The organism is Rothia terrae, assembly GCF_014705925.2.
GTDB classification, from domain to species: Bacteria; Actinomycetota; Actinomycetes; order Actinomycetales; family Micrococcaceae; genus Rothia; species Rothia terrae.
This window is the reverse complement of the sequence record NZ_CP061539.1, coordinates 2055775-2077538: the sequence shown is the minus strand read 5'-3', so window position 1 is coordinate 2077538 and position 21764 is coordinate 2055775. Positions and strand designations below refer to the sequence as shown.

The 21764-nt window shown below is 54.6% G+C and carries 21 protein-coding genes and 1 pseudogene; 13 read left to right on the top strand and 9 right to left on the bottom strand.

Features of this window, described 5'->3' with window-relative positions:
- Positions 1–75: 75 nt before the first annotated feature.
- Positions 76–561 (bottom strand): low molecular weight protein-tyrosine-phosphatase, encoded by a 486-nt coding sequence (locus tag IDM49_RS09465; RefSeq protein ID WP_228008076.1) that lies wholly within the window; start codon positions 559–561, stop codon positions 76–78.
- A gap of 94 nt (positions 562–655) precedes the next feature.
- Between IDM49_RS09465 and IDM49_RS09460 the strand changes: the two genes are divergently transcribed.
- The 10 genes from IDM49_RS09460 (at position 656) to IDM49_RS09415 (ending at position 9527) form a co-directional block, all read left to right on the top strand.
- The gene (locus tag IDM49_RS09460) at positions 656–868 is read left to right on the top strand and encodes a hypothetical protein (RefSeq protein WP_190724330.1); all 213 of its coding nucleotides are present in this window, start codon (positions 656–658) and stop codon (positions 866–868) included.
- 39 nt (positions 869–907) lie between these two features.
- Positions 908–1210, top strand: coding sequence for a hypothetical protein (locus IDM49_RS09455; protein WP_190724329.1), 303 nt, complete (start codon positions 908–910; stop codon positions 1208–1210).
- Positions 1211–1231: 21 nt separating this feature from the next.
- On the top strand, positions 1232–1822 hold the full coding sequence (locus IDM49_RS09450; RefSeq protein WP_190724328.1) for a helix-hairpin-helix domain-containing protein: 591 nt from the start codon (positions 1232–1234) through the stop codon (positions 1820–1822).
- Between the two features lie 120 nt (positions 1823–1942).
- The gene (locus tag IDM49_RS09445; protein ID WP_190724327.1) at positions 1943–2407 is read left to right on the top strand and encodes an SNF2-related protein; all 465 of its coding nucleotides are present in this window, start codon (positions 1943–1945) and stop codon (positions 2405–2407) included.
- Positions 2408–2843: 436 nt separating this feature from the next.
- Positions 2844–3635 (top strand): hypothetical protein, encoded by a 792-nt coding sequence (locus IDM49_RS09440; protein ID WP_190724326.1) that lies wholly within the window; start codon positions 2844–2846, stop codon positions 3633–3635.
- A gap of 387 nt (positions 3636–4022) precedes the next feature.
- Entirely contained in the window at positions 4023–5870 is a 1848-nt protein-coding gene (dnaK, locus tag IDM49_RS09435; RefSeq protein WP_168615335.1) for a molecular chaperone DnaK, read from the top strand.
- A 2-nt stretch (positions 5871–5872) separates the two neighbouring features.
- Positions 5873–6478, top strand: a complete 606-nt coding sequence (locus tag IDM49_RS09430; RefSeq protein ID WP_190724325.1) for a nucleotide exchange factor GrpE — start codon at positions 5873–5875, stop codon at positions 6476–6478.
- A gap of 413 nt (positions 6479–6891) precedes the next feature.
- On the top strand, positions 6892–7851 hold the full coding sequence (locus tag IDM49_RS09425; protein ID WP_190724324.1) for a DnaJ C-terminal domain-containing protein: 960 nt from the start codon (positions 6892–6894) through the stop codon (positions 7849–7851).
- 3 nt (positions 7852–7854) lie between these two features.
- The gene (locus IDM49_RS09420; protein ID WP_190724323.1) at positions 7855–8283 is read left to right on the top strand and encodes a heat shock protein transcriptional repressor HspR; all 429 of its coding nucleotides are present in this window, start codon (positions 7855–7857) and stop codon (positions 8281–8283) included.
- A gap of 173 nt (positions 8284–8456) precedes the next feature.
- Positions 8457–9527, top strand: coding sequence for an LLM class flavin-dependent oxidoreductase (locus IDM49_RS09415; RefSeq protein ID WP_190724322.1), 1071 nt, complete (start codon positions 8457–8459; stop codon positions 9525–9527).
- A gap of 78 nt (positions 9528–9605) precedes the next feature.
- Here IDM49_RS09415 and trmB read toward each other — a convergent pair whose 3' ends face one another.
- Together trmB and IDM49_RS09405 are read right to left on the bottom strand one after the other, a co-directional pair.
- Positions 9606–10403, bottom strand: coding sequence for a tRNA (guanosine(46)-N7)-methyltransferase TrmB (gene trmB, locus IDM49_RS09410; RefSeq protein WP_190725478.1), 798 nt, complete (start codon positions 10401–10403; stop codon positions 9606–9608).
- Positions 10404–10631: 228 nt separating this feature from the next.
- The gene (locus IDM49_RS09405; protein WP_190724321.1) at positions 10632–11042 is read right to left on the bottom strand and encodes a hypothetical protein; all 411 of its coding nucleotides are present in this window, start codon (positions 11040–11042) and stop codon (positions 10632–10634) included.
- A 283-nt stretch (positions 11043–11325) separates the two neighbouring features.
- Between IDM49_RS09405 and IDM49_RS09400 the strand changes: the two genes are divergently transcribed.
- Positions 11326–12765: an amino acid permease gene (locus IDM49_RS09400; protein WP_190724320.1), complete on the top strand. Its 1440-nt coding sequence runs from the start codon at positions 11326–11328 to the stop codon at positions 12763–12765.
- Positions 12766–12834: 69 nt separating this feature from the next.
- Here the strand turns inward: IDM49_RS09400 and IDM49_RS12290 are convergent, their stop codons facing one another.
- The 5 genes and pseudogenes from IDM49_RS12290 to IDM49_RS09380 all read right to left on the bottom strand — a co-directional run bounded on the left by IDM49_RS12290 (position 12835) and on the right by IDM49_RS09380 (position 16471).
- Positions 12835–13164 carry an MFS transporter gene (locus tag IDM49_RS12290; protein WP_228008075.1) on the bottom strand — a complete coding sequence of 110 codons (330 nt, stop codon included), beginning with the start codon at positions 13162–13164 and terminating at the stop codon, positions 12835–12837.
- 53 nt (positions 13165–13217) lie between these two features.
- Positions 13218–13733 (bottom strand): annotated as a pseudogene (locus IDM49_RS12570) (MFS transporter); the annotation flags it as partial.
- A 42-nt stretch (positions 13734–13775) separates the two neighbouring features.
- Positions 13776–14078 (bottom strand): MFS transporter, encoded by a 303-nt coding sequence (locus tag IDM49_RS09390; RefSeq protein ID WP_190724318.1) that lies wholly within the window; start codon positions 14076–14078, stop codon positions 13776–13778.
- A gap of 78 nt (positions 14079–14156) precedes the next feature.
- Positions 14157–14957, bottom strand: coding sequence for an HNH endonuclease family protein (locus IDM49_RS09385; RefSeq protein WP_190724317.1), 801 nt, complete (start codon positions 14955–14957; stop codon positions 14157–14159).
- A gap of 71 nt (positions 14958–15028) precedes the next feature.
- Positions 15029–16471 carry a hypothetical protein gene (locus tag IDM49_RS09380; RefSeq protein WP_190724316.1) on the bottom strand — a complete coding sequence of 481 codons (1443 nt, stop codon included), beginning with the start codon at positions 16469–16471 and terminating at the stop codon, positions 15029–15031.
- 223 nt (positions 16472–16694) lie between these two features.
- On the opposite strand from IDM49_RS09380, the gene IDM49_RS09375 reads away from it, so the two are divergent.
- Complete coding sequence (locus IDM49_RS09375) at positions 16695–19058, top strand: Tex family protein (RefSeq protein ID WP_190724315.1); 2364 nt, start codon at positions 16695–16697, stop codon at positions 19056–19058.
- A gap of 106 nt (positions 19059–19164) precedes the next feature.
- On the opposite strand, the gene IDM49_RS09370 is transcribed toward IDM49_RS09375, so the two are convergent.
- Complete coding sequence (locus IDM49_RS09370) at positions 19165–19695, bottom strand: GtrA family protein (RefSeq protein ID WP_190724314.1); 531 nt, start codon at positions 19693–19695, stop codon at positions 19165–19167.
- Positions 19696–20044: 349 nt separating this feature from the next.
- Between IDM49_RS09370 and IDM49_RS09365 the strand changes: the two genes are divergently transcribed.
- Positions 20045–21604 (top strand): amino acid permease, encoded by a 1560-nt coding sequence (locus IDM49_RS09365; RefSeq protein ID WP_228008074.1) that lies wholly within the window; start codon positions 20045–20047, stop codon positions 21602–21604.
- Positions 21605–21764 lie beyond the last annotated feature (160 nt).

Sequence of the window (21764 nt, the reverse complement as noted above, 5' to 3'; positions counted from 1 at the left end):
GCACTAAACCCACCAGAATTGTGCAAAACTGGTGGGTCGAATGTGCAGTGTGTGTTGCAGATAGTTTCATCAGCTCTAACTCTGCGCTTTGATGTACTCAATAACACCGGGAACCGCGTCGCGAATCATCTCGTATGTGATGTAAAAATCTTTTTCATCGCCGTACCAGGGGTCATAGATACCCAAATCACCGTGGTCTTTACCCTCCATTGCGGGGTCGAATTCGCGCATCAAGCGAACCTTCTGCGCGGCCTCATCGGTGGGCGCCATGCGCTGCAAAGAGCGGTAGTGGTTCAGATCCATAGCGATGAGCAGGTCGTGCGACTCAAAATCACTTTTCTTGAACTGCTTTGCGGTGTGAGAGCTAGTGTTGATATTGAGTTCAGTGAGCACCTTGCCTGCACGGCGGTCAATAGGATTGCCTTCTTCTTCATTGGAAATACCTGAAGAGTCAACCTCTACATCCAGACCTGCCTTCTTAGCGGCGTCCTTCAGTAAGAACTCGCCGGTGGGTGAGCGACAAATGTTGCCGGTGCATACGGTCATTACTTTATATGTCATGTCTCTATCTTGACACGTTTTAAGGCGTCGCGGCATGGTCGCCGGCACTCAGGGGAGGCATAATAAGGGCACACCGTTTTATTCAGGAGTCCCCATGAATCAGCCCCTGTTTGATGCCGGACAAGAGCTCATCGACTTGGCTCAGCGAAGCCGCTATGTTCTGAATGTATTGCAGCGACCTGTACCGCTGGGTTTTTCATCGCTATCGCGTGACTATGCAGGTTCCATGCTGACCTTCGCCCCGATTGACCCCGAGATAGTTGATAACGCCAACGCGTTCGCTGAAAAAGCGTGGTGGCAGCAGTAAGGAGAACCCGCGATACAGGCGCTGAGTGCGGGCGCATCCATGGGCCACAACGTGCAGTTTATGCTGGACGCCATCCGTGCCGGCTCAGGCGGATTTATGACCCGCATCTTTGGCGGGCAGAAAAAGAAAGCGGCGGACGCGGCGTCCTTCGACCTTCAAACGCGTCTTGCCGAGGCAGACGCTACTGTGCAAACCATGCGACAGCTCGTTGCCCGAGCCAACGTAGAGATCGGCACTTCTGACCCAGCACAGATTTTTGCCACAAACGCCTTTGGACTCAAGGACGCTACCGGTCAAGAACTTGCGCGTTTTGCGGGGGAGCAGTGGCCGAAGGTCAACTAGACAGAAATTCCCACCTATCGTGTGCAGGCTTTCCATCGCGTGGTGGCGACAATCGATACCGAGGAGCGCAAACATCTTATCGGTGGTATGAGAGGCGACATGGCCGCCCTCAAAGAAGAGCGCGCTCGCCTGACCCTGCGCGATGTGCCCGTGGACAAACTGCGTGAACTAACGCAGGGATCGGTGCGTACAGCCCCGCTGGCTAAGGCAGGCATTGCAACCGTCAACGACGTACTATCTCACGATGTTCACAGCCTCACACAGGTGCCTGGCGTAGGCGAATCAACCGCCGCTCAAATTATTGCGGTAGCCCACCGCCTGCTCGATGAATCCATGAGCTACGAGAAAGAAGCCGTCGGTGAAGTGCGCACTCCCGATGCCGAACGCATGCTGGTGGCACTGCACCGTCTACGCGATATTGACGCAACCTTCTCAGATTCAGACCTGCTTGCCCGCCTGCGCTCCTACCAGCCACTGCTCGCCCAACCCGTGCCCGCGTCCTCACCCTTCTACGTAGCCTACAGCGATGACACCGACGACCTGCAACAGTTTGTAGACGACCTCGCCTGGTGCGAAGCAAACCAGAATCTCAGCGTCGCCGGAGCTCAATGACTCACTCCCGATCAAGCATGGGCACAGTACACCGCTAACCCCGCCGCATACCAGACCCTTCTAGCGCACTATCTCGGCAACGACCTGCTTTAGGACGACGGCTTACTGGATGCGCGCACGGTGGAGCGCATCCGCAAATATCCGCTAGACACCACCCACCTGCACGCCACCTTGCGCGGCTACCAAACCTACGGCGCCAAATTCATGCTGGCGCAAAAGAAAATGATTTTGGGCGACGAAATGGGGCTGGGCAAAACCATGCAGTCCATTGCCGCGCTGGCCCACCTGAAGGCTAAGGACAAGACGCACTTTGTGGTGGTTTGTCCAGCATCCGTGGTGATCAACTGGGGGTGTGAGATTGAGAAATTCTCTGACCTAGCTGTGTTTATCGCGCACGGTGTTGCTCGCGAAGAAAACGTGGCGCGATGGAAGGCTGAAGGCGGCGTTGCCATCGTGACCTACGACGGCGCTCGCCTCTACGGGGACGGTACCTGGCCTATTGACGCGATTATTGCGGAAGAGCGTAAGCGGTTGGGGCTCGATGCCTCTGCGCCGGTTGATACGGACGAGAAACCCGGCGAATAGAGCATAACGGGCATATTGTTGAACAATATGCAGTAATGTAAATTTTTATGCGTGCACGGCAAGCTGAGCGTGCAATTTGCTCCGGCTGAGTGTAACCTAACAAGGCACACACTTTTATAACGGGAGCGCGTAGCACCCATACGCACAACCGGCACTCACACATGTGCCTTGCGCTACGCCTTATGTCTCCCGATGCTTCGATACAGCTCTCGAAGGTAACTAGAAGCCCCGCTTTCATTCAGCAGAAAGCGGGGCTTTAGTTTTAATTTTTCCCAGACGCTGCCGCAGTCAGGGGAGCGCGGGCGTCATAAACCAGACTCTGTCCTATGGACTCTTTGGTGGGAAAAGCAAACATGATTTACTAAAAACATACATACGTATACATGCCCTGCCGGGTAACCGGTACAGGCATGATCCCCCACTTAGAAAGTTCATCATGTCTCAGAATCCTTTGAACCCCCAGCATCCTGATAATGCAGATTACCTGCAGAATTCCGCTCCGCAGCATGGAGAAGGCAATCAAAATCCCGAGCAATTCCAGCACAATGCTCAGGCGGCAACTGGCAATGGTGCCCCGTACAACCAGCAGAATGGGCAACCTGTTCAAGGTGGTGTAGCTCCTGTGGGTCACCAGCCATTTGACGATCAGCATCAGTTTGAAGGCGCACAGCACGGCTCGCACGCTCCCTATGGTGATCAGCAACCGAAGAAAAAGAAAACAGGTCTTCTTATCGGACTGCTTGTGGGCTTACTTCTGTTGCTGGCGCTACTTGCCCTCGCGCTCTGGTTCTTCTTGGGCCGCGGCGACAAAGTTAAAGGCATGGATGAGTTTAAAGCTGCCATGAACAAATCTGTAAGCGATACTTCCGCCGATAAGTGCAACACTATTTCAGACACCATTCTTAAAGAATCGATGGAAGAAGACCTCAAGAAGAACAACGTGGATCCCTCAAACGTCTACCTGTGTTCAGACGTTGACTTCACTTCTATGGAGGCACTGATGTCAGCGGCTACAACTCAAGAAGCCGAGCCCAAGATGGTCATGGGAGTTTACACAGGCGACCAGAAAGCTGAGTCGGACAACAATCTTCTCAAGGAACTTGAGAACGAAGGTTTTAATGACGGCTGGGCACTTCGCGGCGATAACTGGGGCATCGTGGGTGATGCCGACGATAGCGTCAAGAACAAGCTCTTGGACGAGCTCGGCGGTGAAGAAATCAAAAAGTAAGGGCGTACTTTTTCGCCATTAAAGATAAGGGGTGCTTTCGCGTCAGGGCGCGGGAGCGCCCCTTTTTTCGTATGTCCAGCGAGGACGGAGGTGTAAGACGCCGCCTGTTCACCTGCGGCGCAACACGCGTCCTTAAATATTTTCCTGTTAATCCGCTGAACCTTAAAACCCCGCCAAATCAGGGCTTGTGGGCGCTCAGGAAGCCTCAAATCGTGTTTCTTGAGTCGATATATTGAATAAAAGTTGAGTTAGGGTGACTCAACTCTATTGACATTTGCTCAAAAAGTGGCAGACTGGATATCGAAGCAAGCGAAGTTGAGCTAAGACGACTCAAGAAATCTTGCACAAGTTCTAGAAAAGAAAAAATATCTCGAAAGGATAAACACCATGGCACGTGCAGTAGGCATTGACCTCGGTACTACCAACTCAGTTGTATCAGTACTCGAAGGTGGCGAACCCACCGTTATCGCGAACGCTGAAGGCGCTCGCACCACCCCCTCAGTTGTTGCATTCTCAAAGGACGGCGACGTACTCGTAGGCGACGTTGCAAAGCGTCAGGCGGTCACCAACGTTGACCGCACCATCGCATCCGTCAAGCGTCACATGGGTACCAGCTGGACCACCGACATCGACGGCAAGAAGTACACCCCTCAGGAGATCTCAGCTCGTACCCTGATGAAGCTCAAGGGCGACGCAGAGTCATACCTGAACGACACCGTCACTGACGCTGTTATCACCGTTCCCGCATACTTCAACGACGCTGAGCGTCAGGCAACCAAAGAAGCTGGCGAAATCGCAGGCCTCAACGTACTGCGCATCGTCAACGAGCCCACCGCAGCAGCACTGGCATACGGCCTGGATAAGGGTAACGAAGACGAACTGATTCTCGTCTTCGACCTCGGTGGCGGTACCTTCGACGTCTCACTGCTCGAAGTTGGCAAGGACGAAGACGGCTTCTCAACCATTCAGGTACGCGCAACCGCAGGTGACAACCGCCTCGGTGGCGACGACTGGGATCAGCGCATCGTTGACTTCCTGCTCGAGCAGGTAAAGTCCAAGACCGGCGCTGACCTGTCCAAGGACAAGATCGCTCTGCAGCGTCTGCGCGAAGCAGCTGAGCAGGCTAAGAAGGAACTCTCCTCAGCTACCTCAACCAACATCTCGCTGCAGTACCTGTCAGTAACCCCTGAAGGCCCCATCCACTTGGACGAAAAGCTCTCACGCGCTAAGTTCCAGGACATGACTTCAGACCTGATCGACCGCACCAAGAAGCCCTTCAACGACGTCATCAAGGAAGCTGGAGTATCAGTTTCAGACATCGCGCACATCGTGCTCGTTGGTGGCTCAACCCGTATGCCCGCAGTCACCGAAGTTGTCAAGGAACTCTCAGGTGGCCGCGAGCCCAACAAGGGCGTCAACCCCGATGAGGTTGTAGCAATGGGCGCAGCACTTCAGGCAGGTGTTCTGAAGGGTGAGCGCAAGGACGTTCTGCTGATCGACGTCACCCCGCTGTCACTGGGTATCGAGACCAAGGGCGGCATCATGACCAAGCTGATTGAGCGTAACACCGCAATCCCGACCAAGCGCTCAGAGACCTTCACCACCGCTGAAGCAAACCAGCCCTCAGTGTCCATCCAGGTATTCCAGGGCGAGCGCGACTTCACCCGCGACAACAAGTCACTGGGCAACTTCGAACTCACCGGCATCGCACCTGCACCCCAGGGCGTACCCCAGATTGAAGTTACCTTCGACATCGACGCAAACGGCATCGTCCACGTCTCCGCTAAGGACAAGGGCACCGGCACCGAGCAGTCAATGACCATCACCGGCGGCACCTCATTGTCCAAGGATGACATCGAGCGCATGGTCAAGGACGCAGAAGCACACGCAGAGCAGGACAAGGCACGCCGCGAGGCAGCTGAAACCCGCAACGTTGCTGAAAACTCCGCATACTCCATCGAAAAGCTCCTCAAGGAAAACGGCGACAAGCTGCCTGAGGACGTCAAGAACGAAGTTCAGGGCGACGTAGACGCGCTGAAGGAAGCACTTGAAGGCGATGACGACGATGCAGTGAAGTCAGCATTCGAAAAGCTGCAGGCTTCACAGACCAAGCTCGGCGAAGCACTCTATGCACAGGCTCAGGCTGACGCCGCAACCGCAGAAGGCGCACAGGCTGAAGACGACGACGTAGTAGATGCTGAAGTAATCGACGACGAAGACGAAAAGAAGAACTAATCATGGCTGAAAACACCAACGAGCCCACCGACAACCAGCCTGAGGGCGTTGACCCGCTTGAAGAAGCGTTCAACGCACCCGCCGCTGAAGGTCACCCCGAGGTCGAAGGTGTCACCGACTCGGGTGTAGCAGAAGACGCTGCACCCGAGGCGGAAGCCCAGGAGGAAGCCGCAGACACCGAGTCTGCAGATGCACAGCTTGCAACTGAGCGTCTTGAAGACCTCCGACGCCTTCAGGCAGAATTCACTAACTTCAAAAACCGTACCGGACGCGAAAAAGAGCAGCTGCGCACTCACGTAATCGCTGACGTTGTAGTAGCCCTGCTGCCCGTCATTGACGATATCGATGCAGCACGCAACCACGGCGACCTTGAAGACGGCCCGTTCGCTTCAATCGCCAACAAGCTCGAAGAAACCCTCAAAAAGCAGGGCCTTGAGCGATTCGGTACCGTGGGTGAGAACTTCGACCCGCAGGTTCACGAAGCTGTGCTTCAGCAGCCGACCTCAGAAGTTGAACCCGATCAGGTATCAATGGTTCTGCGCAACGGCTACAAAGTGGGTGAGCGTGTAGTACGCACCGCTCAGGTGGCTGTGGCGGTAGCTGAGTAAGCGACAACTCAATGGGCGGTGAGAGGGCAATGCCGATGCGGGAGTCCCGCGTCGCCAGCATCCCTTGAACGCCAGCCCCGAGCCAGCTGGCTTGCGGAACTCCCGCATCGCACGGCTTGGGCGTATAGAAGACGGTGGGCGGGTTCGAGTATTCGAGCCCGCCCATTGTTGAAAGATAAAGTTGTTGCTGGAGCGAGTCTGACTGCTGATGCACACGCGTCGCGAGCTGGGTAGCAGTGCTTGTTGACTAGACGTACTGTCTGTGTGGGCAAGGCACCTGCGATTAACTGGTCGGGTCTGGCGTTAAGGGATGTTGATCGCAGGTGTTTTGCCCGCGCAAATAAACCAAAAACTAAGATAAATACCAAGATTTTAAAAGAGATAACCTACGAGGCGTAAGGAGACGCTACAACATGGCAAGTGAAAACTGGCTGAACCAAGATTTTTATAAGACACTAGGCGTCTCCGAGGACGCCTCAGATGCTGACATCAAGAAGGCATACCGCAAGCTGGCACGTAAGTACCACCCGGATCAGCACCCTGGCGATACGACCGCTGAGACTAAGTTCAAAGAGGTTGCTGAGGCTTACGATGTGCTCTCCGATAAGAAGCAGCGCGAGGAATACGATCAGATTCGTAAGTACGGTGCTGCAGGCTTTGGCGGCGGAGGCTTCCCTGGCGGTGCAGGTGGCTTCGGTGGCGGCGGGTTCCCCGGTGGGTTCTCCACCGGTGGTGGCCAGAACATCAACATCGACGATCTGCTGGGTGGCATGTTCGGCGGCGGAGGCTTCGGTGGTGGTGGTTTCGGCGGCTTCCAGCAGGCACCGCCGAAGGGCGCAAACCTTACTGCACAGACCAGCATCACTCTGCAAGAGGCATACAACGGTCACACTCTGAATGTGCGTGGTGGCGACGGCAACGGTGTGCAGGTCAAGATTCCTGCTGGCATCAAGGACGGTCAGAAGGTGCGTATGCGAGGCAAAGGCCAGCCCGGCCCCGGCGGCGCTGGTGACTTGATTGTCACCGTGAACGTGCAGAAATCATCAGTCTTTGAGCGCGATGAAAACGATGTCATTGTGCGTGTGCCCGTGACTTTGGAAGAAGCTATCAACGGCGCTGTTATCAAGGCGCCGACACTTGATGGTCAGGGCGTGAAGTTGCGTCTTGCTGCTGGCGCACCCGTGGGGCAGAAGTTGCGCGCAAAAGGACGCGGATTCAAAACCAAGACCGGCACCGGCAATATGCTGGTCATCACCGAGGTTCAGCTTCCCACCGACCTCAGCGATGAAGCTCAGGAGGCTTTTGCGAAGTTCGTGGAACTCGCGCCGCAGGGTGATCCTCGCGAAGAGCTGATGCGGAAGGCGGGGCAGTAAACTATGGCTTACGAATCAGACCGCCCGGTATTTGTCATTTCGGTGGCGGCTGAACTAGCGGGCATGCACCCGCAGACTCTGCGTCAGTATGACCGTCTAGGTTTGGTTCAGCCATCGCGCGCACCCGGTCGCGCCCGCCGCTATTCGCAGCGCGATGTTGATAAACTGCAGCAGATTCAGGATCTCTCACAGAACGGTGTTTCGCTTGAGGGAATCAAGCGCATTATGCAGCTGGAGAATCAGGTGGATGCTCTGCAATCGCGCAACGAAGAGCTCATGGATGAGGTTGAGCGGCTAAATATGCGTTTGCAGGAATCCTCGCGTGTTTTCGCTGCTGGGCTTTCTGGCGATATTGTGCGTATTACTCGCGGCAAGCGTCCGCCTGCGCGTAAGCGTTCGCAGGCTGTGGTCTTGTACCGCCCGGAGCGTTAGAACTTTCAAAAAATTACCCGGTTCTGTGCAGATTACCCGAAAAAATCGGATAAAAAGCACGGAATCGGGTAGTTTTTTGCGCTAAAACACGCCCAAAAAACTTTCGCAATAAAGTAATTGTCTTGAGTGTTCTGGTAAATGTAGAAAGATAAAGCATTCGGTGAAAGAGAAAAATGTCTACGTCAGAACACAATAAAAACCTGCCGCCGGTCGATCAGATGCCGCTGCAGATGGGCTTAGATACCTTCGGCGATGTCACCGTTGATACCGACGGCAATCCGTTGCACCAGGCGCAGGTTATCCGCAACGTGGTGGAGCAGGGGCAACTTGCTGACCGCGTCGGCGTGGATTTCTTTGGTATTGGAGAACACCACCGCCCGGATTTTGCTGTCAGCGCGCCCGACACCATCTTGGCGGGGCTCGCCACCACGACCGATCGCATCCATTTGGGCTCAGCCGTTACGGTGCTGAGCTCCGATGATCCGATTCGTGTCTACCAGCGTTTTGCCACCATCGACGCGATGAGTGGCGGGCGTGCCGAGGTGGTTCTAGGACGCGGTTCATTCACCGAGTCCTTCCCGCTTTTTGGATACGATTTGGGCGACTACGAGAAGCTATTCTCTGAAAAATTGGAGCTTTTTAGCCGCATCGTCACTGAAGAACCTTTGACCTGGAATCCCGGTGACCGCACTTCGCTGAAAAATCAAGAGATTTATCCGCGTACTGAAAACGGGTTGAAGCAGTGGATTGCTGTGGGTGGTAGCCCTGAATCTGTGGTTCGCGCGGCGCAGTACAAAATTCCGTTGATGCTTGCGATTATCGGTGGCCCTGCCTCCCGCTTTAAGCCTTTTGTTGATTTGTATAAGCGCGCGAATGATCAGTTGGGGCAGGACCAGTTGCCCGTTGCGGTGCATTCACCTGGTCACATTGCTGATACCGATGAAGAAGCGAAAGAACAGCTACGTGAGCACTGGATTACCAACCGAAATAGGATTGGACGCGAGCGCGGCTGGGGCAACACCGGTGTTGTGGAGTTTGAAAACGAAGCTCAGCACGGCTCGCTGTATGTGGGTTCACCTGAAACCGTGGCAACTAAAATTGCGCAAACCGTTAAGGATTTGGGTTTGAATCGTTTTGATCTCAAGTTCTCTAATGGTCCGTTGCCGCATGAGTATTCGATGCGTGCGATTGAGCTGTACGGAACCCAGGTTATTCCAATGGTTCGTGAGATGCTCGACCAGTAATCAGACATAAAAATGACCCGGTTCCGTGCGGTGCCAGAATTTTCGGGTAAAAGGCACAGAGCCGGGCCATCTTTTTACTTATGAGACGCGTCGGTAGGTGAGGTCGTGGGCGCGGCGTCCTGCCTCTCCTGCCTTGCGTTCGAAGGACGTGAGCGTGCGTCCTTCCCAGCGAGGTGCCCAGCCACCGATGGGGTCTTCATCGGTTGCGCCTTCACCGGCGTGTACGTTTTCAAAGTCGGGGTGCGCTTCTAGGACTTCGCGCATGACCAGTGCGTATTCTTCCCAGTCGGTAGCCAGTCGCCAGATACCGCCGGGCTTGAGGACGCGAGCTACTTTGGATGCGAAGTCTGGTGACACTAGGCGACGCTTGTGGTGGCGGGACTTGTGCCAGGGGTCCGGGAAGAAGACCCAGAGTTCGTCCACGGAGTTTTCTTCGAGAAGGTTATCAAGCAACTCCGGTGCGTTAGCCTGAGCCACGCGAACATTCTCAACCTCAGCCTGCCCCATTTTCAACAGCAGGTCTGCGATTCCCGGGGTGTAGACCTCAACGGCGAGAAAGTTGTTTTCGGGTACTTCGGATGCGCGGTGCACAATAGCCTCGCCCAAGCCGGAACCAATCTCAACAACCAGGGGAGCGGTGCGTCCATAGAGAGCTTCCTGATCAAAAGTTGCCTCGGGTGCAACAGAGGTGTCTGCTACCAGGCGGGGCAAATCAAGGACGTGGGTGGGTGCGTATGTATCCCATGCTTTTTGGCGACGCGAGGTGAGTCGGTCGCCGCGTCGTACGAAGGAGTAAGGCTGTCGGTAGAACTTTTCGGGAGTAGGCTGCTCGGTAACGTCGATACCCTGTGCCAGTTTTTCTTCGCGTGCCGCCATGTCGGCTTTTTGCTTGTTGGTTTCCACAAAGACTCCTTGAATCTAATGATGAACCGGTGCAGACGGAAACTCTAAGCCTCACCGGGTGCGCTAGAAGATGAGCGCTGAGGTAACTGTTCAATGATAGTGGGTGTGTGCCTGTAGTCGGGCGTGAAAAAAGGGGTTCGTTGTGAAAGCCACAACGAACCCCTTTGACCTAAAAATTACTGAGTGATCTCAGCGAAGGGTTTAGAGAAGACCCTTGCGTGAGGTGATCAGTGCAAGACCTGATGATACGAGGAAGATGTCCTTAGCCAAAGCGGTACCTTCCTGTGAGGGGCGGATGCCGTCTTCGAGGGTCATGTCATCGTTCTTGAAGTACATGGTGAGCATGCCTGCGCCGAAGCCTGCAAGACCGAGGCCTGCAACCTTAGCGGGAACGATGGGGCAAAGAAGTGCTGCGCCGAGTGCGATTTCAGCTGCGGTCAGTGCCTGGCCGAACTGCTTGTCTGAGAGCTTGTTGACCTGGGGTACACCGGTTGATGCCATGCCCTTGAGGTAGCCGTAGGTTTCCTCATCCATCTTTGCCTTGCCGAGACCTGAGTTCAGGATGAATGCGCCGGCAGTGGTGCGAAGAATTGCGTTTGATACGAGACCCATGTGAATTTTCTCCTTCGTGGATATGGTGTGAGGTGCGCTGTGTGCGTCCTTCTTCTGCAAGATTACTTTACTTGTAAAATAAAATCAAGCAATCTCACTTACTATTTTTTCACGATTCCACATAAAACGGTGTCCAAAGTTCGAAAAAATTGCATCAGATTGCCGAGAGCAAGCGAACCGGCGCACTACAATGGGTCAAATAATAAAATTCAGACACAGTTTGATAAAGCTCTTGTGACGGTATGGTCTAAAGGAGGCTATACCTCAACGAATAGGAGGAGCGATGGGAGAACTATCGCAAGCATCCCACTCAACTGAGGGGGAGCTGCAGCGCGGTTTGTCTAACCGCCATATTCAGCTAATCGCCATCGGCGGTGCAATCGGTACCGGCTTGTTCATGGGATCCGGCCGCACCATCTCAGTAGCAGGCCCATCAATTCTCTTCGTGTACGCCATCATCGGCTTCATGATCTTCCTGGTGCTTCGCGCAATGGGCGAGCTTTTGCTGTCTAACCTCAACTACAAGTCATTCGGCGACTTCGCAACCGACATCCTCGGCCCCACAGGCGGCTTCTTCGTTGGCTGGTCTTACTGGCTGGCGTGGGTTGTTGTTGGCGTTGCAGACACCATCGCAATCACCAACTACGTTCATTTTTGGTGGCCGGACCTTCCCTCATGGATTCCCGCTATCGTTCTGATTCTTGCCCTGCTCACTCTGAACCTTCCGAGCGTTAAGAACTTCGGCGAAATCGAATTCTGGTTCGCGATGATCAAGATCGTGGCAATTATCGTTTTGATTATTGTTGGTCTGGGTATGGTATTCATGGGCTTCACCGCTCCCAACGGCAACAAGGCTCAGATTGCGAATATCTGGAACGACGGCGGACTGTTCCCCTTCGGCGTGCACGGTTTCTTGGCCGGCTTCCAGATTGCTTTGTTCGCGTTCTTTGGTGCTGAGCTAATTGGTACCACCGCAGCAGAAACCAAGGACCCCCGCAAGACTCTGCCCCGCGCTATCAACAGCGTTCCCGTTCGCATCATTCTCTTCTACGTGCTGACCTTGGCTGTTATCTTGATGGTTACCCCCTGGCGCGCCATCCCTTCAGATCAGAGCCCCTTCGTTGAAATGTTTGCTCTTGCAGGCTTGGGCGTCGCTGGTTCTATCGTGAACTTTGTGGTTCTGACCAGCGCTATGTCATCGGCTAACTCCGGTGTTTTCTCCACCTCACGTATGCTCTACGGTCTGGCTGAAGAGGGCACCGCGCCGCGCGTATTCTCTAAGCTGTCAAAGACCGGTGTTCCCCGTAATGCCCTGTACCTCACCGCTGTTTTGATGCTCTCAGGCATCGTTCTGTTGTACTCGGGTGATGATGCGATGACCGCGTTTGAGCTGGTCGCAACGGTTACCGCGCTGTTGGCAATGTTCGTGTGGTCCATGATTCTGGTGTGCTACTTCATCTACCGTTCAAAGCGTCCTGAAGTTCACGCTGCATCAGAGTACAAGATGCCCGGTGGTCGCGTTTCAGCAGCTATCGCTTTGCTCTTCTTTATCGCAATGATTGTTGTTTTGGGTCAGGATCCTGAGACCTTGAAGGCACTGATGGTTCTGCCCATCTGGTTTGTTCTGCTGACCATCGGCTGGTTCATTGTTCGTAAGTCGCCTGCTCGTATTGCCGGCTACAAGCGCTTCAAAGAAGATTTGAAGAAAGAAGTAACGTTCTAAGCTCTACGGTGTAGCGACTGAATAACACTTGGTAATACCCGCCCCGCAGTTTTGCGGTGGCGGGTATTTTTATGCGCGCGGTGAGAAAAACAGGGCAATCAAGGTGGCAGAGAGCAGGACGAGTGTGCCGCAAGAAGCTGCGGCGAGCGTCCATCCTTCGTGGGCGAGAAGAAGACCGGTTGCCCAGCCGACGCTCGCTGACCCCACATAGTAGAAGACGTTATAGAGAGCTGTTGCTTGAGTCTTTGCGCGGGTTGCGATGATGCCTACTTGGCCGGATGCGAGCGCGTGCGCGGCGAAGAACCCGGTGGTGAGAATAACCAGTCCCGCAATAATAACTGGCAGGGGAGAGAGCGCCGTGAGGGCGATACCTCCGGCCATGAGAAGCGAACAGGCCACAAGAACTTTTTCGCTGAGAATCTACGGGCAAGTTTGGACGCGGTCGCTGATGAGAAGGTGCCAAACAGGTAGGTGAGAAACAGGAAAGAGATGAGTGAGACAGGAAGAGAATAGGGCGGTGCTTCGAGTACGAAACCAATGTAGTTGTAGATGCTCACGAAGGCACCCATGAGGGAGAACGCTGCGAAATACAAAAGAAGCAGTTTCGGGTGTTTGAGGTTGACCCCGAGCTTTTGAACAAGGTGCGTGAGAGAAAAGCCGTCTTTTGTAGCATTAGGTTTTGTGAGCGAGTTAAAAGATGCTGCCGCTTGAGCCAATGCACCGCGCGATAACAACACCGCGAAGAAGCTAGCTGCGCACGCTGCCAGAATTGATACGGCCATCAGCGCCCACCGCCAGCCCACCAGCTCCACTAAAACACCCGAAACCAGGCGTCCGACTAATCCGCCGAGCGAAGTGCCCGAAATAAACAGGCTGGTTGCTGTGACCTGCGCTGAAAAATGGGTCACCGAGACAATAAAAGAAATCGCTACGCCGGTGACTGCGGCGAGAAAAATTCCTTCGAACACGCGAAGCCCTAAAAGCAGGGGATAGGACGAAACCCACGGCAGTCACAGGCCCAGTAGAGTTGCGAGGCTCAGCCCGAGGATCATGGTGCGGGCGCGTCCCCACGCATCAGCCACAAATGCCCAAACAATAGAGGCGAGAGCCAGACCTGCAGTCGCCGCAGAGATAGAAAGCGCCGCAGCATCAGCGCTAATTGATAAACCACGTGCCATAGCGGGCAAAGCTGCCTGCGGTGAATAGAGCTGAGCGAAAACCGCCATACCGGCACAAAACATCGCCATCAGTAACCGCGCATATTCGCGACTGCCCTGAGTGAATCCGGAAAATTGTTGCCCCTGTGCGCTCATGTTTGCCCTCCCGCATCATTCTTGTTGTATCACGTTGCGTGAGGCAACTGTAGGTCAGAGGGGATGCGTGAAGTAGTGTTACCCCACGAACTGAGAGCGGTATGCCGGCTGATCCGGGCAGGAGTTCAGCACATCCTCCATGGCTGATTTTTCGGCGCGAGTGACCCACAAACCATAGGCTGCTTTGACAGAGACCTGTCGCGCCACGTATTCACAACGGTAACCGGGTTGCGGTAGCCAGGTTGAGGCGTCCTGATCAGACTTTTGCGTATTAGCCTCACGGGAGGTTGCCTGCAAATTAAGCGGGTCGGTGGCAATTTGTTGGCGTCGAACGTCGTTGAGCGATGACGCGCCTGTGGTCCACGCATTGCTCAGCGCCACCACGTGGTCGATAGGAATGAGCGATGAAGAGTTTTCACCGCGTTTAAAATCAACGGTACCGAGCGTGTAGGGGTCATCGAGGACGCCCGATAGCACGCGGCATCGTGAGTCTTCGACAGCGTTGTTAAGATCGCGCGCCAAAATGTCATTGCGCTGGTCGCATCCATTGCGGTCGGTATCTGTCCACGCCCTGCCGAACTTATCGCGTGAGTAACCGTTCTGGCTACCCTTGTCTTTGACTTCTAGCGTTGAAAGCACCGTTAGCGCTGTGGAGTATTCTTTGGGATGCGACAGGTCGAACCCGGTGTTGTCGATAGTTTTGGTGGGCTCTTGCCCAACAATTGCGCCCCACACATTGTCGGGGATTTTCTGTAGCGCCGCTTCTAGCGACCAATTGGCGCTGCGCAGCCACGAGATACCAAGCACCAGCGTAAGAACAACAAGGACGGTAGCGATGAGCGTGAACAGAGTAGAAGAAGAGCGGGACTTTCTGGGCATAGATAGAGTTTACCCCGCCTAGCTGGGCGGCAGATTCACTGCCTGCGCACGGTGGGGCGGGGTAAATTTCTTTAGGACTCAGTATCGATAGATACGGTGGGTTCAGGAACCACAATCATGGGAATTGAACCAGTTCCGGGATGAATCACATCTGCACCGGGAGCGGCTACGGGATCGTCCGACTGGTAGTAGTCCACCTGATCAGCGCCGTAGCTAAAGTGCATAGCGTTAATGACGGCGTGAGCTGCCTCGTGGATGTTCAAGAAATTGTGGGTCCACGATGGGCGAGACTCATCGGGAGCAGACCAACCGTGAGCGAACAGGTAATCGGTATCTTGCGTGAGCTGAAGGTTCTCAAAAGCATCCGCCGGAGTGAGCTGACAGAGGTAGCCGCTGGGCGCACGAAGAACACTCACAAATGGAGTGTACTCCTCTGCCTCCACCACCTCGGGGCTGAGGTAGTAGATGCGCAAGGTCTGCATCCACGGCAGTTCCTCAAGACGAGAAACCATCACATTCACCAGGTTTTCCCATCGTTTTGATGCAGAAAAATCTTCCGCTGAGGTGCCCGCGCTTTCAATAACGCCAATACCCTCAGCCGCCAGCTCCTCAATAGAGAGCGAGGTGTTCCAGTCCTTGGTTGAAGACACCGGCAGAGCCTTACCCGCACCCATAGACACCGCATCGTTGATGAGCTTACGGCCCTTTTGCAAACCGTTATGCCACGAACCGAAGCGTGCACGAATAGCACTCACCGTGGGCACCTTACCGTAGTGATCACGATCCGTTGACCACGTACCGTACAGCAAAACAGCGGGCTTACGATCGTAGCGGATGCAGTAGCTCAAGAAATCAGCCAGCACATTGCGGAACTCGCGCTCTGAAATAGATGAAGGATCAACAGACGGTTCAATCTCATCAATATCAGGCGGACAAATACCAATGCGCAGAAGAGCGCTACTCCACGAACCATTACCCAGGCGGTCAGTAATCACCTGACGCGACGGCGGCCACGCCACCGCGTCCTGATCAACCTCGGCCAACTCAGGCGGCAGATTCTCTAACATCTCATCGTAGGTGGCCTCATCGACCATGGTGTACGGGTGCTGAGAAAGATAATCCAGCGCAGCACCAATCTTAGACATCACCAGCGCAATGCTCTCGGGGCTCACCTGCGCCATCTCAAGCATGCGAGGAACATCCTGCATAATCGTGGGATCAATATTGACAACGGTGTAGCTGTAATCCGGCTCTAAATCCAAGGTGTACGCCACCGCATACCACAGGGCAGATGCCATCATCACGTTGTTAATCGGCTGCTCTCTGCGACCGACAAAAATCCACTCACCGGTAGAAATCGCGTGGTTCAAATAATCAATGGGAGCGTCCGGGAAAATAGTACGAAAGCGTGACATAGCTTCGCTGGGGGCAAGACCCATCGCTGCCATTTCACCAATGACCGACGAGTAAGAAGACAAAAAGTCCTCGTAGCTCGAATCGCTGGTGGTGAGCATTAGAATCTCCTCAATAAGTGCACCGTAGGGGAGTAACTACAAAAGCGTGGGTGCGCGCACTTTTGTGGCTAAATTTTGGATATACCAACTCTAAAACTGCAGGGGCACAAGACCAAAGATAAACGCTCGTGATGCCAAACATTACGCGGGATATCTTCTCGTAATCCCACCTGCGACTGTGCCTAATTACTGCAGCGTACAACATCGTGAGAGACTATAGATTATGACTACCCAAAGCCCCTCCCGCGATACCGCAATCATTCAACGGATCACCGATGAACTTGGCGTGCACGTATGGCAGGTGAAGGCTGCAGTTGAGCTGATGGACGCTGGCTCAACCGTTCCGTTTATCGCGCGTTACCGCAAAGAGAAGACGGGGTCTTTGGACGATGCCCAGTTGCGCACGGTGCAACAGCGGCTGACCTATCTACGTGAGCTTGAAGAGCGCCGCGGAGCTATTCTCAGCGCGCTGGATGCTCAAGGCGTCACCGATGAGTCTCTGCGTGCCGCGCTACTCAGCGCAGAAGACAAAAATACGCTAGAAACCCTGTACGCACCGTACAAGATGACGCGCCGTACCAAGGCGCAAATTGCCTATGAAGCGGGGCTTGAAGACCTCGTTGAGGACCTCCTCGAAGTACCACTGGCGAGCCTGCGAGATATCGCATCCGCCTACATTCACCCGGCAGAAGAAGGCATGCCCGCCGACACCGCGGTCGAAACTGCCGAGGATGCGCTCGCCGGCGCCCGCGCTATTTTGATGGATCGTGCGGTGCACGATCACGAGCTGGTGGAAGCACTACGCGATAAAATGTGGCGAACCGGCGTTATTAGCTCCAAGATGGTGGCAGGTAGCGAGGAATCCGGCGCCAAATTTGCTGACTACTTCGATTTTTCCGAGCAGATTCGACGCATCCCTTCGCACCGCGTACTTGCACTGTTGCGCGCTGAAAAATCCGGTGCGGTGAAAGTGAGCATCGACGGAGCTGTGCCCGCACCGGCTGTTTCTAAGCTTCGCGGCGCTGAGCGCGCTCAGGCATTGGTTCAAGCCGAAGAATATGACCACGTCCGTGCCGGGTACGAGTCTCAGGTTGCTATCGATCTTGGCATTCCGGTACAGGTTCTCAACACTGTGAGCGAAGATGATGACCGCGTGCTGTCCTGGCTTGCCACCACCGTGCGCCAAACCTGGCGTCAGCGCCTGCTACCGCGTCTTGCGACCGATATTCGCAATGCCCTGTTTGAAAAGGCGCAGCAGGACGCCATTGCCGTCTTTGCTTCGAACCTTCGAGATTTGCTCTTAGGTGCTCCAGCGGGTTCTCGCACGGTACTGGGTCTTGACCCGGGTCTGCGTACCGGTGTGAAAGTTGCGGTAGTGGACGGCACAGGAAAAGTGCTAGCGACTGACGTTATTTACCCGCATGCCCCGCATCATCAGAAGGACGCTGCGCTCGATACTCTGCAGCGTTTGTGCACCGAGTACTCTGTAGATTTGATTGCTATCGGCAACGGCACCGCCTCACGCGAAACAGACCGTCTGGCGGGGGAGCTTATAGCTCGTATCGGCGCGCATCAGCTACAAAAGGTTGTGGTGTCTGAGGCGGGCGCGTCCGTGTATTCAGCCTCAGAACTTGCCTCTGCCGAACTGCCTCAGCTCGATGTTTCTTTGCGCGGTGCTGTGTCCATTGCGCGCCGCTTGCAAGATCCGCTGGCCGAGCTGGTGAAGATTGACCCCAAGTCGATTGGTGTGGGGCAGTACCAGCACGATGTTTCTGAGTCCCTGTTGAGCTCAACTTTGGACGCGGTGGTTGAGGACTGCGTGAACGCGGTGGGTGTTTGGGTGAACTCTGCCTCGCCGGCTTTGCTGGCGCGCGTGGCCGGTCTGAGCACCACCATGAGCGAGAACATTGTGGCCTACCGTAATGAGCATGGCGAGTTCACCTCTCGCAAGCAACTACTCGATGTGCCGCGCGTAGGGCCTAAAGCTTTTGAGCAAGCCGCAGGATTTATTCGCATCACCGACGGCGATGAGCCGCTGGACTCCTCGGCTGTGCACCCTGAGGCATACAGCATCGCGCGGGCTATCGTGAAGGACGCCGGGGGATTGCAAGGTACTTCTGTTCCGGCTGCCGCATTGTTAAAGCTCGAGCCTGAAGACTATGTGACTGACACCTTTGGCCTGCCCACCGTGCGCGATATCTTTGCCGAGCTTGCACAGCCCGGGCGAGACCCGCGTCCTGCCTTCAAGACCGCCAAGTACGCGGAGGGCATTGAAAAAATTGAGGACGTCAAGGTCGGTATGAAGTTAGAAGGTACGGTATCTAACGTGGCAGCCTTTGGCGCTTTCGTTGATATTGGTGTGCACCAGGACGGCCTGGTGCATGTGTCTGAGATGAGCCGCGACTTTGTGAATGATCCGCACGATATTGTGCGCTCAGGCGACGTAGTGACGGTGCGCGTGACGGATGTGAATCCGGCGCGAAAGCGCATCTCGCTGAGCCTGCTTTTGGATGAGGAAACCGCGCCAAAAAAGCCTGCGGGCAAGCGTCCTGCTGGCAAAAAGCACAGGTACGGTCAGCGGGCGTAGAAGCGCCAGCTTGAGCAAATTGTAGGAAGAGATTTCTAGCCGTGGCTCTTTGTGCGCTCGTTAGCTCGCATCCGCCACGTCTAACCTCTCGCGGTTATCGAGAAATCTAAGCGATCTTGTCAACCGAGCCTGGGGCTGGACGCGCGGGCTCAACCACCGGGAACTTAGAAGTGAACGGCGGTAGAGTTTCGGAATGCTCCGCGTTCTTGCGTGCTTCTTTGCCATGGAATACAAAGCGATCGAGTGCCCAATAACGGAAAACCATTGCCAGCAGTGTACCCAGGATGGGGCCAGCAATAAAGTCAGAAATTTCCTGCACCAAGAAGCTCACGTGCGGCTCTTCAATATGGAACACGTAGCGTGAAATCCACTGCGGGGCAGCGTTCACGATAATGCCCAAAATCGTCACAATCACAAAGCCAACGAACTCTTTGGGGCGAGCTGCGCCGGAGGTGTGCTCCCACGTCCACCGCGATGATAGGTAATAGCTCACGATAGATGCGATAGCCGTAGCAATCAACAGCGCAGTCGTCGGCTTATCGGTGAGTACCGTGTACTTCAGTCCGTAGTTAATCGCCATCGTCAGAACGAAGCAGAAACCGCCCACCATTAGGAACCTAAACTTAGGATCCTTCATGAACTCTTTCATTTTCCCCCCTGACTGCGCGCCTGCGCCCAAGACCGTCCAGCAAAGTTATGCCTGATTACAGTATCACCCTTCTCTTTGCAGTTGCTGATAACCGGCGTGAGTGAAATATGTCAACCAAACATCAGGTAAATTGACAGTTTGCTTCAGTTTTTACCTTAAAGGTGTGTTGTGAGTTACTTTCCAAACCTTCTATGGTTGTATAGCTGAGTAAATCTAGTGATAGAGCAAGAACTCATCTGCACCGAGCATCTCTGTCATTTGTGTTTACGTACCCGCGCTTCACCGCAACGACGCGGCGCGTGCGTAAATACCTCATAAAAATTTAGGTGAGGTTATCGTGCAAGAACATACTTCTTCTCAGCAGAACATAGATGTTGCTGCTGATCCTTTTGCCCACGAGCAAGAGGGATTCCACAAGGGCTTAGGTGCCCGTCAGCTTCAGATGATTGCAATCGGTTCAGCAATCGGTACCGGTCTGTTTTTGGGCACCGGCGGACGCCTAGAAACCGCCGGGCCTTCGCTAGCTTTCGTCTACGCTATCTGTGGTTTCTTTGGCTACCTAATTCTGCGTGCTCTGGGCGAGCTGATTGTGCACCGCCCATCATCGGGATCCTTCGTTTCCTATACCCGCGAGTTTTACGGTGAAAAAGCCGCATACTTTTCGGGCTGGTTGTACTGGCTTAACTGGGCAATGACGGCGGTTGCAGATGCGACCGCTATCGCGATTTACATTGAATGGTTCGGACAGTACAGCGACTTCATCGCAGGGCTCAACCAGGGCGTTATCGCGCTAATCGTTGTGGTTCTGGTGGTCTCGCTCAACCTGGTATCGGTCAAGGTCTTTGGCGAGCTTGAATTTTGGTTTGCGCTGGTTAAAGTCGGTGCGCTCGTGACCTTCTTGCTGGTCGGTATCGGCTTCTTGATTTTCGGAAACCCCAGCGGAACTCCCACTGGTTTCTCGCTCATTACCGATAACGGTGGCTTCTTGCCCAACGGGCTCTTGCCCGCCATGATCGTGGTTCAGGGTGTTGTCTTTGCCTACGCAGGTATTGAGCTCGTAGGTACCACCGCAGGTGAGACTCAAAACGCTGAGAAAATCATTCCCCGCGCCATCAACACAGTGATTATCCGTATTGCCGTGTTCTACGTTGGCACCGTTTTGCTGCTGTGCATGCTGCTGCCTTACACCACCTACTCAGCTAACGAATCACCCTTTGTTACCTTCTTCAAGTCAATCGGCGTGGATTACGCAGCGCCCATCATGCAGCTGGTTGTTATTACCGCAGCGGCATCATCGATGAACGCGGGCATGTATTCCACCGGCCGCATCCTGCACTCCATGGCAATTGCTGGCTCAGGCCCCAAGATCGCGGCAAAGATGTCAAAGGGCGGCGTACCCGTTGCCGGTATTCTGCTCACCGCCGTTGTCGCTCTGATTGGCGTTGTTCTCAACTTCATTGTGCCCTCCCAAGCATTCGAAATTGTGCTCAACATTTCTGCAATCGGCACCATGGCAAGCTGGGCAGCTATCGCCATGTCACACCAGAAGTTCTTGAAAGAAGTCAAAGCAGGACGCTACAGCCGCCCCGGCTACAAGGCACCCGGCGGACGCTTTAGCGACTGGGCTGTGATGGCATTCCTCGCCGCCGTGATGGTACTCATTGCTCTGGATTACCCGATCGGTACCTACACCCTGGCATCTATGGCATTGGTTGTTCCGATTCTTATCGGCGGCTGGTTTGCTGTGCGCAAGCGCGTCTACGAGGCAGCTGCTGTCCGTGAAGGCTACACCGGTGCTGTCCCGATTCTGGCACACCGTCCCGGCGTCGATACCGCTCACAGTGAAGGACGCACCTTCCGCGGGTCGGTGAGAAACACCTTCGACGACGAACGCTAGAATCCGCTAACTTCTTGCGTCTATAAGCCGTGGGTCTCAACACAATCGTTGAGGCCCGCGGCTTTATTCTGTTGCTGTGCGATACCAGCGGCAGGCATACCCCATAGTCAGTAGACTATTGGTGTATGCCTGACACTTCGGCGGTTGGCCAAAATATCGT